Annotated in this window: 16 protein-coding genes and 2 pseudogenes; 9 read left to right on the top strand and 9 right to left on the bottom strand. The window is 69.6% G+C overall.

All coding sequences use genetic code 11. The annotated features are described in order from the left end of the window. Window positions 1–57 precede the first annotated feature (57 nt). The gene (locus tag AB0G20_RS28240) at window positions 58–1,086 is read left to right on the top strand and encodes a 3-oxoacyl-[acyl-carrier-protein] synthase III C-terminal domain-containing protein (protein ID WP_361307085.1); all 1,029 of its coding nucleotides are present in this window, start codon (window positions 58–60) and stop codon (window positions 1,084–1,086) included. 88 nt (window positions 1,087–1,174) lie between these two features. Here the strand turns inward: AB0G20_RS28240 and AB0G20_RS28235 are convergent, their stop codons facing one another. Beyond that, window positions 1,175–1,795 carry a pyridoxamine 5'-phosphate oxidase family protein gene (locus tag AB0G20_RS28235; protein ID WP_361307083.1) on the bottom strand — a complete coding sequence of 207 codons (621 nt, stop codon included), beginning with the start codon at window positions 1,793–1,795 and terminating at the stop codon, window positions 1,175–1,177. A gap of 403 nt (window positions 1,796–2,198) precedes the next feature. Here AB0G20_RS28235 and AB0G20_RS28230 point away from each other — a divergent pair, with 403 nt between their 5' ends. Then, on the top strand, window positions 2,199–2,879 hold the full coding sequence (locus AB0G20_RS28230; protein ID WP_361307081.1) for a class I SAM-dependent methyltransferase: 681 nt from the start codon (window positions 2,199–2,201) through the stop codon (window positions 2,877–2,879). 6 nt (window positions 2,880–2,885) lie between these two features. Here AB0G20_RS28230 and AB0G20_RS28225 read toward each other — a convergent pair whose 3' ends face one another. Continuing rightward, window positions 2,886–3,656 carry a phytanoyl-CoA dioxygenase family protein gene (locus AB0G20_RS28225; RefSeq protein WP_361307079.1) on the bottom strand — a complete coding sequence of 257 codons (771 nt, stop codon included), beginning with the start codon at window positions 3,654–3,656 and terminating at the stop codon, window positions 2,886–2,888. 186 nt (window positions 3,657–3,842) lie between these two features. On the opposite strand from AB0G20_RS28225, the gene AB0G20_RS28220 reads away from it, so the two are divergent. Beyond that, on the top strand, window positions 3,843–4,712 hold the full coding sequence (locus AB0G20_RS28220) for an MBL fold metallo-hydrolase (RefSeq protein WP_361307077.1): 870 nt from the start codon (window positions 3,843–3,845) through the stop codon (window positions 4,710–4,712). 353 nt (window positions 4,713–5,065) lie between these two features. On the opposite strand, the gene AB0G20_RS28215 is transcribed toward AB0G20_RS28220, so the two are convergent. Then, a complete protein-coding gene (locus tag AB0G20_RS28215; RefSeq protein WP_361307075.1) occupies window positions 5,066–5,716 on the bottom strand; it encodes a TetR/AcrR family transcriptional regulator in 651 nt (216 codons plus the stop codon). A 172-nt stretch (window positions 5,717–5,888) separates the two neighbouring features. On the opposite strand from AB0G20_RS28215, the gene AB0G20_RS28210 reads away from it, so the two are divergent. Together AB0G20_RS28210 and AB0G20_RS28205 are read left to right on the top strand one after the other, a co-directional pair. Next, a complete protein-coding gene (locus AB0G20_RS28210; protein WP_361307073.1) occupies window positions 5,889–7,007 on the top strand; it encodes a serine hydrolase domain-containing protein in 1,119 nt (372 codons plus the stop codon). Between the two features lie 8 nt (window positions 7,008–7,015). Further along, window positions 7,016–7,225, top strand: a pseudogene (locus AB0G20_RS28205) (hypothetical protein); the annotation flags it as partial. A gap of 7 nt (window positions 7,226–7,232) precedes the next feature. Here AB0G20_RS28205 and AB0G20_RS28200 read toward each other — a convergent pair. Together AB0G20_RS28200 and AB0G20_RS28195 are read right to left on the bottom strand one after the other, a co-directional pair. Further along, window positions 7,233–7,367 (bottom strand): annotated as a pseudogene (locus AB0G20_RS28200) (IS110 family transposase); the annotation flags it as partial. Between the two features lie 26 nt (window positions 7,368–7,393). After that, complete coding sequence (locus AB0G20_RS28195; protein ID WP_361307071.1) at window positions 7,394–8,125, bottom strand: helix-turn-helix domain-containing protein; 732 nt, start codon at window positions 8,123–8,125, stop codon at window positions 7,394–7,396. A gap of 63 nt (window positions 8,126–8,188) precedes the next feature. Between AB0G20_RS28195 and AB0G20_RS28190 the strand changes: the two genes are divergently transcribed. After that, on the top strand, window positions 8,189–8,617 hold the full coding sequence (locus tag AB0G20_RS28190; protein ID WP_361307069.1) for a hypothetical protein: 429 nt from the start codon (window positions 8,189–8,191) through the stop codon (window positions 8,615–8,617). A 287-nt stretch (window positions 8,618–8,904) separates the two neighbouring features. Continuing rightward, window positions 8,905–10,272 (top strand): DEAD/DEAH box helicase, encoded by a 1,368-nt coding sequence (locus AB0G20_RS28185; protein WP_361307456.1) that lies wholly within the window; start codon window positions 8,905–8,907, stop codon window positions 10,270–10,272. 253 nt (window positions 10,273–10,525) lie between these two features. Here AB0G20_RS28185 and AB0G20_RS28180 read toward each other — a convergent pair whose 3' ends face one another. Beyond that, window positions 10,526–11,008: a GNAT family N-acetyltransferase gene (locus tag AB0G20_RS28180; protein ID WP_361307067.1), complete on the bottom strand. Its 483-nt coding sequence runs from the start codon at window positions 11,006–11,008 to the stop codon at window positions 10,526–10,528. Window positions 11,009–11,234: 226 nt separating this feature from the next. Here AB0G20_RS28180 and AB0G20_RS28175 point away from each other — a divergent pair, with 226 nt between their 5' ends. Further along, on the top strand, window positions 11,235–11,585 hold the full coding sequence (locus AB0G20_RS28175; protein WP_361307065.1) for an ANTAR domain-containing protein: 351 nt from the start codon (window positions 11,235–11,237) through the stop codon (window positions 11,583–11,585). Between the two features lie 58 nt (window positions 11,586–11,643). On the opposite strand, the gene AB0G20_RS28170 is transcribed toward AB0G20_RS28175, so the two are convergent. Continuing rightward, window positions 11,644–12,006, bottom strand: a complete 363-nt coding sequence (locus tag AB0G20_RS28170; RefSeq protein ID WP_361307063.1) for an STAS domain-containing protein — start codon at window positions 12,004–12,006, stop codon at window positions 11,644–11,646. A 212-nt stretch (window positions 12,007–12,218) separates the two neighbouring features. On the opposite strand from AB0G20_RS28170, the gene AB0G20_RS28165 reads away from it, so the two are divergent. After that, a complete protein-coding gene (locus AB0G20_RS28165; protein ID WP_361307454.1) occupies window positions 12,219–12,665 on the top strand; it encodes an ATP-binding protein in 447 nt (148 codons plus the stop codon). Window positions 12,666–13,015: 350 nt separating this feature from the next. Here the strand turns inward: AB0G20_RS28165 and AB0G20_RS28160 are convergent, their stop codons facing one another. Further along, window positions 13,016–13,270, bottom strand: a complete 255-nt coding sequence (locus AB0G20_RS28160; RefSeq protein ID WP_361307061.1) for a hypothetical protein — start codon at window positions 13,268–13,270, stop codon at window positions 13,016–13,018. Between the two features lie 366 nt (window positions 13,271–13,636). Further along, window positions 13,637–14,056 (bottom strand): hypothetical protein, encoded by a 420-nt coding sequence (locus AB0G20_RS28155; RefSeq protein ID WP_361307059.1) that lies wholly within the window; start codon window positions 14,054–14,056, stop codon window positions 13,637–13,639. Between the last annotated feature and the right edge of the window lie 100 nt (window positions 14,057–14,156).

Below are 14,156 nucleotides of genomic sequence, written 5' to 3'. Positions count from 1 at the left end.
TCGTTGATCCGGAAGGGCGGCGTGCCGTGCGCCTCTGTCGTCGGGAAAGGGTGCGCGATGGTCTCGGATCGCAGGAGTGCTCACAGCCGGATCACACAGGCTTCGGTCCACCTGCCTGACGGGCGGCAGACTGTCGAGGCCATCGAGGACCGGCTCCGCGCACACAGTCCCGCGCTGCGCATTCCCCCCGGCCTGCTGCGGCGGATGTACGGGCTCGAGGAGCGCGTCGTCGCCGACGACGGGGTCCTGCCCTCCGACCTTGCCGCCCATGCGGCCTCGAAGGCGTTGGCGCAGGCCGGGCTGGAGCCCGGGGATGTCGACCTGCTGCTGTTCGCCTCCGTCAGCGCGGATGTTCAGGAACCCGCCAACGCGCACATCGTGGCCGCCAAAATGGGCCTGACCTGCCCGGTCTTCGATGTCTCCAACGCCTGCAACAGCGTCCTGAATGCCCTGGAAGTCGCCGATTCCCTCATCCGCTGCGGCCGCTACCGGCGCGTTCTGATCAGTTGCGGTGAGACGTTGAGTCGGCTCAGCCGCTGGACGATGACCAGCCGCCAGGAGATGCGGACCGCGCTCGCCTCCATGACCGGCGGCGACATGGGCGCAGCCCTCATCGTGGAAGCCAGCACCGCACCCGGGATCATTGCCAGCACATTCATGGCAAACTCCACCGGCTGGCCCGCCGCCACCCTGTTCAACCCCTACCAGGCACCGGGCCTGCCGCACGCGTTGGACATCGACTCCGAGCAGCTTCTGGCTTCCTTCCTCGGTCTGGACACCCGTGCGCTGCAGTGGCTGAAGGAGCACGACACCGATCCGGGCGAACTCAGCCTCGTCTGCGTCCACCAGCCCTCCGTCCCGTTCGTGAACACCTTTTCCGAACGTCTCGGGGTCCGCCGCGAGTCGGTGGTGCCCACCTTCCCCCGCACCGGCAACGTGGCCGCCGCCACTCTGCCCCTGCAGCTCGCCCTCGCCGGCGAACAGGGCCGCCTGCGCCCCGGCATGAAGATCGCCCTGTTCGGTCTGGCCAGCGGTGCCAGCGGCGCCGTGATGCTGATCGACTGGGCGGCTTCGGCCGCGCCCTGACTTTCGCTGCCGCCCGGGGCAGCGGACTCGCCACGGGGAGGTCGCCGTTGCGCTGCTCGTAACCGATCACCCAGAGAAAAGAGGAAGGTCACCTCACGGCCTGGTTGCGTTTCTCCTCTGCTGCCTTGAAATAGTCCCCGCCTTTGCGTTTGACGTCGTCTGTTCCCCAGGCCTGTTCGCCGACACCGGCAGTGGTGACTTCTTCTCTGATGTTCGGCCGCAATGGCGCCCTGACCAGCCTCGGTATGTGCTTCGAACAGTGGATGTAAGCCTCCTCGACCTCCACTTCGACCCACATCTGGGGGCGACGCCCCGGCAGTGGATCGACGGGCAGATCAGGATGGCTCCGGCGCATGTCTCCATCGGGGACCAGACGGGCCCGGCCATTGATGTGCAAGCCGATGCGATCCTCGGAGAAGTCGATCATCAGTAGGCCGACGTGTGGATTCTCCCGGATGTTGCCGAGCGAGGCCATGACACCGTTCCCCCGGTACTCCGGGTACGCAAGGGTCCCGTCATCGAGCACATGGAGAAAACCGGGTGGGCCGGCCCGGAACGTGCTGTCGCACTGGCCTTGCCCGTCCGATGTAGCGAGGAAGAACATCTCTTGGCGGGCCACGAACTCCCTCATCCTGGAGTTGAGCCGGTCCAGTACCTGTTCGTCATAGAAGCGATCAGCGCGGTCGGTGGTACCCAACTCGCTCTGCATCTGGTGCTCTCCGCGGCATCCGGGCCGGTCTGCCCGCTCATCCTGGTGCAACGGTCCTCCTGACAGGCGAACCAAGCGCCCGTGTCCGAGCCCTGCCCCGGTGGTCTCCCGGCGCTGGTGACTCTGCCGATCCCCGCGGAAGCCGAGACTCCAACCCCGGCCACGCACATGAGGGTAGAGCAGGCAGCTCGAACGCTTGACACGCCCCCGGCACCCCTACAGCTCAGCTCCGACTGCGTCATGGCCGGGTGCGCTCTACCTGCATCACCTGGCGTTGGGGGAGCGGGACACCGTCGACTTCTGGCACCGTCACGGCCGGTTACCTCCGCGACGCCGAGGACGCTTCTTTGCCGGACCGGCAACAGGAATGGCAGACCGGGACGCGGTGGGCGACGGTGGGCCCATGACCGACGACATCGCAGCAGGACAGCCCGCGCCCTACACCCCCTCGCCTGCCGACGGGTACGTCGGAGACCCCGCGTTGAGGGCGGAGTGGGACAACCGGTACGCCGACCGACACCAGTTGTGGAGCGGCCGGCCCAACGGTGCGCTCGTGGCCGAGGTCGCCGGGCTCACACCCGGGCGGGTACTCGACGTGGGCTGCGGCGAGGGCGCGGACGCCGTCTGGCTCGCGCGCGGCGGCTGGGACGTGACCGCGATCGAGGTCTCGGGTGTGGCGCTGGAGCGGGCGGCCGGGCACGCGCGGGATGCCGGTCTCGCCGTTCACTGGGTGCACGCTGCACTCACCGAGGCGGGGCTCCCGCCGGCCTCCTTCGACCTGGTCTCCGCGCAGTACCCGGCCTTGCTGCGCACCCCCGACGCCGCGGCCGAGCGAGCGCTGCTCGCGGCCGTCGCGCCCGGCGGGGTGCTGCTGGTCGTACACCACGCGGGGATGGACACCCGGCAGGCGCACGACAGCGGCTTCGACCCGGCTGACTACGTCTGGCCCTCGATGGTCGCCGATCTGCTCGACGACGACTGGGAGGTAGAGGTGGACGAGCAGCGGCCACGCGTGGCGCCAGAGGGTGGCGCCGGCGAGCACCACACAGACGACCTCGTGCTGCGCGTGCGCCGACTGCGCTGAGACCCCTCAGTCCTGTCCCAGGCCTCGACGGATCGCGATCTCCACGGGTGAGTACGTGCCGTCGGCCCGCTCCAGTTCGTACGGCGCGGCCGGCATCAGCGGCGGCTGGGCCATGAAGCGCGGTCGCACGCCATGGTGCGGTTGCGCCGCGTGCACCAGGAACGGATGGCACAGGAAGACATCGCCCGGGGATCCGGTGGCGAGGGCGAGTGGCCGGTGGTCGGACGCCGCCACCAGGTCGGGCGCAAGGGCCAGCCCGCTTGCCCCCTCCTCCCCGTACTTCTCCAGCACCTTCGGCGCGTCGAGGTGTGAGCCGACCCGGATCCGGGTCGGGGCGTCCTCCTCACCCACCTCGCTGAACAGGAACAGCATCAGCAGGGCCCGGCCCCGGGAGCGCAGATTTGTGAAGTACCAGCTCTCGCCCTCTGGTAGATAACTCCCCTCGATGTGCCAGCCCGCGTCATCCGCTTCCTCCTCGTGCGGGAAGCGCAGCGGGAACGTGCCCAGCGAGTAGCGCGGCTCCCACCGTCCCGCACCGACGAGCAGGTCGTACGCGCGGTGCAGGGACGGGGAGTTGGGTGCGGCGGCGAACGGCCCCTGCGCCATGCCGGCCACCCAGTGCACCGGCTGCGTCCACGTCGCTTGATCGTCAGGGTCGCAGCCCGTCTCTCGCCACAGCAACCGCGCGCAGTCCGCGGCCACGCGCGGCGCGACGGCACCCTCCAACTTCACGAAGCCGTCGTGGAGGAAGCGGGATATCAAGGTCGTGTCATCCATGCCCCCATCGTGCGGCGACACCGGCTGCGATCACCCGACATCTCCCGAACCGCCTTTGTCGGGTACTCACCGAGCCCCCTCTCGCACCGCTGCCACCGGCAACTTCAGTGAGGGTCGCTCGACTTAAGAGCCTCAACGGGCGCCGGCACTGCCCATCCGCGTGGAAGGCATGGCAGGATCGCGGCCATGTCCGTCAGCGTTCCCCGCCTCAGGATCGGCTCAATCGAGATCATCGCCCTTGCCGACGGTGAGGGCCCGTTCTTCTCTCCGCGCGCCGAGGCCTTCCCCGAGGCCACGGCCGCTCAGTGGGCCGAGGCCGACCGCTACGACCCTGGCGCGGTCGACGCCGAGGGCCGCTGGCGGCTCCAGTTCCGCGCGTACGCGATCCGCGGCGACAAGGGCCTCACCGTCGTGGACGCCGGGATCGGTCCGGCGGACAGTCCGGCCGCTTCGTGGGCGCCCGTGCCCGGTGCGCTCCCCGAGTCGCTCGCCGCCGCGGGCATCGACCCGGCCGAAGTCGACACCGTGGTGCTCACTCATCTGCACACCGACCACGTCGGGTGGGCGGTCGTGACCGAGGCGGCCGTCCCGTCGGCGGACGGCGCGGTGGACGGCAACGCTTCGACAGGCGCCGCGAACAGCGGCCGCCGCCCCTATTTCCCGAACGCCGAATACCTGCTCCAACGGGCGGAGTTCGACGCCCTCGACGCCCTCAACCCGCAGCTTCGAGAGACCCTCACCGACCCGCTCGCAGCCGCCGGTCGGCTCCGGCTCCTCGACGGGGACACGCCGCTGCGCGCCGGGCGCGCGGTCGCCACGCCCGGTCATACGCCCGGACACCAGAGCGTTCTGGTCGCCGAAGGGCGCGAGCTGGCGCTCGTCACCGGCGACCTCCTGGTGCACGCGCTCCAGCTGCTCCACCCCGAGCTCGCCTACGCGCACGAGGCCGACCCTGAGGCGGCCAGGCACTCAAGGGAGCGCATGCTCGACCGCGAAACCGCCACGACGCTGCACCTGGCGACGCCGCATTTGACGGAGCCGTTCCACTCGGCGTGATCCAGGCCGTTCAGCTCGCCGACTTCTCGGCCGTCTCGTCGTCGACGGGACTGAAGACCGTGAGGCGCAGTCACCGCCGACTGGGCGGTGCCGCCGCGCGCATCAGGTCCTCGCGGCTGCCCTCGCGTACCTGCACCAGGTCCCGGGCGGCTTCCTCGGTCTCGCTGGGCACGGTGAGCGCGGCAGCTCGCCCATCCGCAGCAGCCGCGCCCGCCGTTCGGCATCCGACGAGCCCGCCCCAACCTGAGGCCGAACGTTTCCACCCCGAGCATGGGGCAGCGTTTCCCCGCTGCGGTCAAACCCCAGCCAGCCGCGTCACCAACCAACCTGCCCGGACTGCACAGCCGGCTCGGTCAGATCGCGGCCTCGATGTGGGCGAGTTGGGCGGCGAGGATCTCTTCGAACGCGGCGCGGCGATCCGCCCCGAGCGGGCGGACGTCGCGCGCGAAGTGGGCCAGAGCCGGGAAGCGTTCGGGGTCGGCGCCCAGAACCGCCACGCGGAACAGCTCCATGCCCTGTTCGTGCTCTCCGGGGGAGACGGTGCTGACCCCGGCCTCGGAGGCGATCAACGCGGCGATGAGCACCGCGATCCGGTGGTAGCGCGCCGGGATCTCCTCGTCGGGCAGCCCCGACGTGCGCAGGGCCTGCAGTACCTCTTCCATGACCAGCCGGGAGCCGGTGCCGCTCGATGCATAACGTCCCCAGACCGCGGCGAGCTGGGGCTGCCGTCCGAAGGCCTCCCTCACACGCAGCGCCAGGGACGTGATGCGCTGCTTCCAGTCACCCTCGGGGCGGTAGCCGTCCATCGCGGCCAGGAGAATCCGGTCGGCGACCGCGCGCAGCAGTTCGGTCTTGCTGCGGAAGTGCCGGTAGAGGCTGGAGGAATCGGTCCCGAGGGCCGCAGCCAGCTGGCGCACGCTGAACGAGTCCGCGTCGCTCGTGCGCAGCAGTTCCGCCGCCGCGTCCAGGATCTCTTCGGTTGACCAACGCCTTCGGCCTGCCATCTTGCTCCTCTCACCGGATCTCAGCCTAACCTATGCACTTGGTGTTGCACGCACCGCGTGCATAATGAGGACATGGGCGTGCCGGGCGGGCCGGCATGCCGCTCGTGCCCTGTTGTCCGGGTCAGGCGACCGATGCGGAGCTCACCCCGGGGAACACGAAAGGACGCATGACGTGAAGAACTCACTGGATCGCGCGGCACTGAACGCAGCCATCGAGAACGTCCACCGCGCCGGGATGCCGGGACTGTTTGCCGAGGTGCGAGAGAGCGACCAGGTCTGGCGCGGCGCCGCCGGGGTCGCCGATGTCGTCACCGGCCGTCCCGTCACCGCCGACATGCGGCACCGCGTCGGCAGCATCACCAAGACCTTCACCGCCGCCGCAGTTCTGCAGCATGTCGAGAGCGGCCAGATCGGTCTCGACACACCCATCGGCCGGTACCTTCCGAAGCTGGTTCCCGGAGAACGCGGTGACGCGATCACGGTCCGGATGCTGATCAACCACACCAGCGGACTTGCCGAGTACCTCCCGTACGCCTACCCCTCCCTCAAGGCGTACCCCGCCCTCGCGGACACTGGACCCCAGAGCCTGGACGACCACCGGTTCACGCGGTTCGACCCCGCTGAACTGATCGAGATGGGGGTCACCGCACCTGCCGTCGGCGCCCCGGGCGGTACTCCGGGGGTGTACTCCAACACCAACTACCTGCTCCTCGTCCAACTCCTGGAACAGGTGACCGGAACTACGGCCGAGCGATACATCACCCAAAACGTCATCGAGCGGGCCGGGCTCCGGGACACCGAACTCCCCGCCGGACCGTACGTCAACGGGCCGCACTCGCAGCTCTACGAGGCGTGGTTCGGCATGATCGACCCGCCGCGGGACTACAGCGTCTACGACATGTCATGGGTGGGGCCGTCGGCCTCGCTGATATCGACGGTCGCGGACCTCAACCGCTTCTTCGGCATGCTGATGGCCGGGGAGATCGTCAGTCCGTCGTCGCTGGCGCAGATGCAACGCACCGTCCCGGTCGTCTCCCAAGAGGGAAGGACCATCGACTACGGCCTCGGCCTGCACCCGATGGAGGGTCCCGGCCAGGGCACCTTCTGGGGCCATGGCGGCACGGTCTGGGGCGGTGGGGCGCTAGCCATGACCCGTGCCGACGGCAAACGGCAGATGTCCGTCGCGGTGAACCTGCAGAGGTGGAACAGGCTCGACTCCTCCGGCAAGCCGCAGCCCCATCCGATCGACGACGCACTTGCGCAGTTGTACCGCGTGGCGATGTACGGCTGACCGGGCATGCCGACGATGAAGTCGACTTCGACGTCGACGTGCGGGAGTTGCAGGGCCAGGAGCGACTTGAGGGGTTCTGCGAGTTTCTCCGCGAGATCGGGCGGCGGTTGGGCGAGCCGGTGCTGATGGACCCGGCAGGCGACTACGGCGATCCGGTGCTCGGCTTTGATGTCGAGGCCGATCGAGTCGTTCTCCTCGCGGACCCGCAGGACAGGTGACTGCGGCCGACGGCAGCGGTTCGTGAAGGGTTCCGTCACGGAGCATCGCGAACAGGACGTCGGCCCTGCGTCTGGCGAGGCAGAGCAGGGCCTGGGTGTGGTGCCCTCCCTGGGGGATCGTCTTGTCGTAGTAGGCCCGGGACGCGGAAGGCAACGGGGGCTACGCCCTCAGGACGGGTGCACGCCGGTCTGTGGTGAGGCCAGCTCCAGACGGACGCAGCAGTGACCGGGGCTGGGCGCCAGGCAGGCCCGGCGGCCGCTCTCGGTGAGCCCTTCCAGCACGCCGCGAAGCAGGTGGAGGTTCATGCCGCACACCGTCTCGGTGTGTTCGCGGGCGAGTGCGTGGAAGGGGCAGTTGCCCAGGACGATGGCGTCCCCGTCACGGCGGGGTTCGAAGCCGTTCTCCTCCAGCACGGTGAACACGTCTGCCTGGCCCGGTCGGCCCGTTCCTGCGAGCTGTGTGCCCAGTTCGTGGGCCTTTCGGTGCAGGACCGAACGGACCGGTTCGCCGGTGGCTTCGGATTCCTCCAGCGCCTGGGCGAGGAGCCGTCCGGCCATCTCGTAGTGCCGCTCGGGCAGGCTGACGGTGACCTGCTTGCTGGAGCGCTTGTAGAGCTTGGCGGGCCGGCCCGCTCCCGGACCGGTGCGTCCGCTGCGTCGTTCATAGACGACGTCCAGCAGTGATTCCTCAGCCAAGCGGTCCAGGTGGAAGGCCGCGGTCTGCCGGGCAAGGTCGAGGGCCTCGGCGGCTTCGTCGCGGCTGACCGGTCCCGGCTGGCGCACGACGTGGTCATAGAGCCTCCTGCGGGTCGGCTCGTCCAAGGCGGCGACGGCGGAGACGTCGGGGCGGGTTGCTTCCTTCGAGTGGTCCACGAACACCAGTGTAAAACCAATAGGCATTGACTAAAGAAGGTTGCCGAGCTTCTATCGATAGTGAGAGTTGTCGATAGAAGGAAGGGCGTCATGTCGTCCGCAACCACCACATCCGCCGCCTCTCGGCGGGCCGTGCTCACCGATCCCGGTTACCAGGCGTTCGTCATCCTGCGCACCGGGTTCACCGTGGCGCCGATCCTGTTCGGGCTGGACAAGTTCGCCAACCTGCTCGTGGACTGGCCCACCTACCTTGCGCCGTGGATCAACAACGTCGTTCCGGGCAGCGCCCAGGCGGTCATGTACGCAGTCGGAGTGATCGAGATCATCGCGGGCCTTGTCGTCGCCCTCGCCCCACGAATCGGGGGGTGGCTGGTCGCCGGCTGGCTCGCCGGGATCATCGTCAACCTGCTGACCATCCCCGGGCACTACGACATCGCGCTGCGCGACTTCGGCCTCCTGCTCGGCGCGGTCGCCCTCGCCCGGCTCGCACAGCGCTACCGCGGCAAGTCGACCAGGTGACGCAGTGCGCCCCTCGACGCCGCCACCGACGGCCTCGCCGGCGGACGGGGTGGCGGCCCACCTGGCGGCGACGACCCGTGGCTGAGCGGCGTAGCCGTGGGGAGCCCGCGGCGTGCCCCGTGCTAAGTTTGACCGTTTGCAGCGTCGCTGCTCGGTGCTCCGTTCGGTGTCCCTGGCCGGTGACCGTATCCCCGCCGCGCCTTCCTCGGTTCGGTCCCTTCGGAGGAAGGCTTTCAGTGAGCGAATCAGCACGTGGCGATGCCCGGCGGCAGGACTGTGGGTCCGAGGTGTCGGGCGCCGCGTCGGCGCTGCCCACGGTGGCTTCCTTCGCGCAACTGGGGCTGCCGGACGAGGTTCTGCGGGCACTCGACGAGCACGGTCTGACTGCGCCCTCTCCCATCCAGGCGGCGGCCCTGCCGAACGCGCTCGCGGGACGGGACGTCCTCGGCCGGGGCCGCACGGGATCCGGCAAGACGCTCGCCTTCGGCCTGGGGATGCTCGTTCGGACGGCCGGGCAGCGCGCGCAGCCCAAAGAGCCGCTGGCGCTCGTGCTGGTTCCCACCAGGGAACTGGCGCAGCAGGTCGGTGAGGCGCTCACCCCGTACGCCGAGGCGCTGCGGCTGCGGCTCGCGACCGTTGTGGGTGGAGTGTCCATCGGACGGCAGACCGCCGCGCTGCGGGACGGCGCCGAGATCGTCGTCGCCACGCCCGGTCGGCTGCACGACCTCATCGAGCGCAAGGGCTGCCGACTGGGACGGGTGCGCATCGCGGTCCTGGACGAGGCCGACCAGATGTGTGACATGGGGTTCCTGCCGCAGGTCACCGAGATCTTGGACCAGGTGCGTTCGGACGGGCAGAGGATGCTGTTCTCCGCCACCCTCGACCGCGACGTCGACCAGCTCGTGCAGCGCTACCTGCGCGATCCCGCCGTCCACTCGGTGGACCCCTCGTCCAGCGCGGTTACCGCGATCGAGCACCACGTCTTCGTCGTGCACGGCCCGGACCGGTACGCCGTGACCACGGAGATCGCCGCCCGGGACGGTCGCGTCCTGCTGTTCCTGGACACCAAGCACGGCGTCGACCAGCTCACGCGGCATCTGCGGGCCAACGGCGTGGCCGCCGCCGCCCTGCACAGCGGGAAGTCCCAGCCGCAGCGCACCCGGACCCTGGCCCAGTTCAAGAACGGGCAGGTCACCTCCCTGGTGGCGACGAACGTCGCCGCACGCGGGCTGCACGTCGACGACCTCGACCTCGTGGTCAACGTCGACCCCGCCACCGACCCGAAGGACTATCTGCACCGCGCGGGCCGCACGGCTCGGGCCGGCCGCTCCGGCACCGTCGTGACCCTCGTCCTGTCGGGACAGCGCCGCGAGACGAGCCAGGTCATGGCGGCCGCCGAGGTCGCTCCCAAGGTCACCAAGGTGCGATCCGGCGAGGCGGAGCTGAGCCGGATCACCGGCGCCAAGGCCCCGTCCGGAAAGCCTCTCGACGGATCGGCAGTATCGCGCCCCAAGAACCACAACGCCCCGTTCCGCGGCCTGGGCAGCGTCAAGGACGCGACGAGCGGCTCCGGTGGCAAGTCGTCCCGCAAGAGCAGCGAAGCCCGCAAGCTCGCGGAGGCCCGCAAGGCGGCCCGGGTGCGGCGCGGCGGCTGAGCTCGGCTTCCCGGACTGGCGGACGGTGTCTTCGGCCGTCTACGTCGCCCGGTCACGGGGGCAGCCGTGCGGTCACGGGGCCAGTCGTGCGGTCACGGTCAAGGTGGCCCGTCTCGAGCTGGCGGCCGACTGGCGACGAAGGCGTCGGTGCATGTTTCCGCGCGTCAGCCTCGTGGCTGTCATGGTGCGGCCTGGCCGCGTCACTGTCGTGGGGGTGGGAGATCGCACCGACGGCAAGAGGTCGGGTCAGCAGCTACGGGATCAAGAACTCCAGCTCGGGGCGATCCCAGGCCACCGCGGGCGGGTTCGCGTAGGCGGTCCCGGTAAGCAGCGCGCCCACGCTGCGGTAAAAGCCCTCGGCCGGAGGATGCGACACCACCCGGACGCGGTCCAGCCCTGCCGCGCGCGCCTCGGACTTCATGTGCTCGACGAGCAGCCGCCCGATGCCGCGGCCCTGTGCCCCGTCCTCGACGAACAGCAGGTCCAGCTCCGGCGGCACGAGGACCAGCGAGTAGAAGCCGAGCACCCGGCTCGCGGAATCATCGGTGTCGACGGCCGCAAAGACCCGATGAGTTTCGATGTAGTCGGACCCGACGCGGTAGTCCGCGACCATTGCCGCGTAGTGGCCCTCGTAGGCACGCGAGCCGCGCACGAGCCGCGTAAGCCGCTTGGCGTCCCGGGCGACAGCCCGTCGTATGACGGTCTTGCCATGCACGGGCGTAATGCTCGACTTCATATGGAGCATCTTACGTAAGTGGAAGAGACAGGGGCCCCACCGCTCGCACCGGCCGACCTGGCGGTACGACTGCACGGCCGTCACACAGGCGGACGCGGGTACCACGACGGTCGCCGAACCCGGTCCCTGTGATCCCGTCGGTGGGGGCCAGAGGGTGTCTTGCTGTTTGTGTCCGGGGCAGGCGTAGAGGGAGAGGAGACCTTGCCCCTGTGTATGGAGACTGGTGATGACGACTTCCCGGGTGCCGCGGCGCATGCCCGACGGCACACGTGACCACGCCGCGAACGCCCGCCTTGAGCAGGAGAACGCCCAGCTGCGGCAGGCTGTCGATTCGCACGCGAGGGTCGACCAGGCCCTCGGCATCCTCATCGCGACCCACCGGTTGCCGCCGGCGGCCGGGTTCGAGGTGCTGCGTGAGGTGTCCCAGCACACCAACACCAAGCTGCACACGGTCGCGGAGACGGTGATCGGCTGGGCACTGGGGGAGCCACTGCCCGAGTCGGTGGGTCAGGAACTGGAGGCGGCCGTGCGGCGGCGGTCACGCGAGCAGGAAGCGCCTGACGCGGAGGCCCGGTAGCGGTAACCAGAGCGGCCGCGCTGGAGGCCGCTTCCCCCAGGGAAGGGGCGCGAAGTGGTCAGGCGGTCAGGGCTTCCTCAAGGGTGGGGTGGCAGCCGATGACTTGGTCGAGGCCGACGAGCTGAAGGATCCGCAGTACCGATTCCTGGGCGCCGGCCACACGCAGCCACCCTTGAGCGTCACTCGCGGCATGGTAGGCGGCGACGAAGACGTTGATGCCGCTGGAGTCCATGAACGTCACGCCGCTGAGGTCCACCACGGTCCGCGGTGGCATCACGCCGTCGGAAGACATCAGAACCTCGGTGAGCACGTCCTTGACGTCGTGGTCGATCTCACCGCGCAGGGTGACGACCCGGATGCCGTCGACGCTGGTGTGGTCGATCGACAGGCCGGGCCGGGCTGTTCCGTGGGTCTCTGTCACCGTTTCCTCGACTGCGCTCGCGATGGGGGCTCGGGTCCCGACACAGTATGCGCCGACAGCCTGCCCCGATGTTACGGCGAACACGTGTGCGGCCCATTGCCGGGACCTCACGGGGCACGTGAGGCATAGTGCTGGTACGTGCAGGAGTCGTGTGGACAGGGAGAACAAGGGTGGACCCGGCTGAATCAGTCCCCGAGGGCGAGGGCAACGTGATGCCGGACGCCCCTCCGATACAGGACACCGTCGCCCTGGACGGCGACGGGCACGTGATCGCTGAGGCGCGCCACCGGGCGGCGGACTTCCTCGCACGCGTCCAGGCCGAACACGGCCTGCCCGTCTCCGCACGCGCCATGGACCTGACGCAGCTGGTGGTCAGCGAGCTGGTCACCAACGCCCACAAGTACGCTCCCGGGCCGGCGCTGATGGAACTGCGCATCGCCGGCGCCGTGGTGGAAGTGGTCGTGTGGGACAGCGACCCGGTCCTGCCGGTAGCCCGGGCCGCCGACGCGGGCAGAGTCGGGCAGCACGGCTTGGAGATCGTCATGGCCGTCGCTCAAGGCTTCGAGGTCCAGCGGGAGCCGGTCGGCAAACGCATCACCGCCCGCATCGCCCTGCTGGACGACCCAGGCGGTGACATCGCCGGGCACAACCCCGTGTAGCGCCCGCCAGGGAACCTGGTGGCGGCCCGGGGACAGCGGCGGCGGGCACGTCGGCTCAAGGGGACGTACTCCGTCATCGCCAGCCCGGAGGGTGCCGCCGCTGTGGGGTGAAGGCTGGTGGGTCACTGGCGCACGTCTGACCAGCGGGGAAGGCGCGAGTGGGACCAGGTGCCTCGGGTGTGGGCATGGCGTCCGAAGGGCGTGGCGCGCCCCGGGGGGCTTACCGCCCACCTTAGGGTCCGTGCATGTGGCCCTCGCTCGCAGGGCTGCGGCCATATTGGTCTTGAAGCAGCTGAACCTGCCGCTCGGCCCGCACTCGCCTTCGTCATGAGCGTCCCGGTGGGGGCTGGCTATTGGGTGGTGTGGGTGAGCCAGCGGTGCAGCGCGGTGTGGACGTCGTCGGGCAGGGTGCTGAGGTAGTCGATGGCTTCGCGGTCGCCGGGCATGGGGGCGACGCCGGCGGTGGTCAGTGCCGCGTGGAGTTCCAGGCGGTGCACGTCCTGGGGGGCGAGGGTGAAGTTGAGGCGCTGGGTGGGGTTGGGCGGTGGCAGCAGGAAGTCGTCGTGTGCCCAGGACGGCCGGCAAGGCGTGGTGGTGTGGGCCATGGACAGGCTCCTTTCAACGCTTGTGTTGTGGAGGGGGACTTCGGGTGAGGGGAAGCCGGTTGCGGTCGGCGTGAGGGTCCACCCGGATGCAGCAGAGCGGCTTGGAGTACTGCTATGACCTGGTGAGCTGTCAGGGATTGTTTCCGCGGCTGCTGGGTGAGGGAACGCCCAGCCGACCCTGCGGAGTTCGGGTGCTCGGCGCCACCTGCCGACCATGGAGCCCGGGGAAGGCCGCCGCGAGGACACCGTGCTGGGATGCCCCTTCTGAAGGGCGGAGGGCTGTGGCGGACACCAAGTACCCGACCACGCACGACATCAGGCGGGTCAGCCCAGCGACGCACCGCTGACAGCGATTGCGGACACCTGCTACGAGCCCCGGCGACGGTGCTGCAGTTGCCGCTGCACGCCGACCACGACTCGGCCGATCAGGCAGGCGATCCCCGCGCTGCCGACTGCGATGGTCCAGGCGAAGGCGGAGAGCCCGTCGCCGGGCTGGGTGGTGTTGAAGTACAGCCAGCCGCTGAGCCCCAGCAGCACAGTGCTCACGACGCTCAGCGCTGCACCTATGAGCAGCAACCGACTGCTCCGCCCTGGAAACTCGGACAGCAGTAGCCACCAGCGCCAGGCGAACCACACTCCCACCGCGGTGAAGGCCGCACCCAGAGCGGTAAAGGCGCTGAGCGGCCCGCCGACCATCAGGCCGACACCCGACGGCAGGGACAAGAGCGCTCCTACGAACATGATCGCTCGCGCCTGGCCGTCGGAACGCGGTGTTATGTACGCCATGGTGATCACCCTAGGCGCGGGCAGCGGGAAAGCCTCACGGCCGTAGACGGCAGCGCGCTCGGCCGGGGCCGTGAGGCGGCGTCCTCGCGGCAGCCAACGA

This window comes from Streptomyces sp. NPDC024017, from assembly GCF_040638895.1.
Taxonomy (GTDB): Bacteria; Actinomycetota; Actinomycetes; order Streptomycetales; family Streptomycetaceae; genus Streptomyces.
Note: the sequence above shows the minus strand (reverse complement) of the source record. Positions and strands in the feature narration are given on the sequence as shown.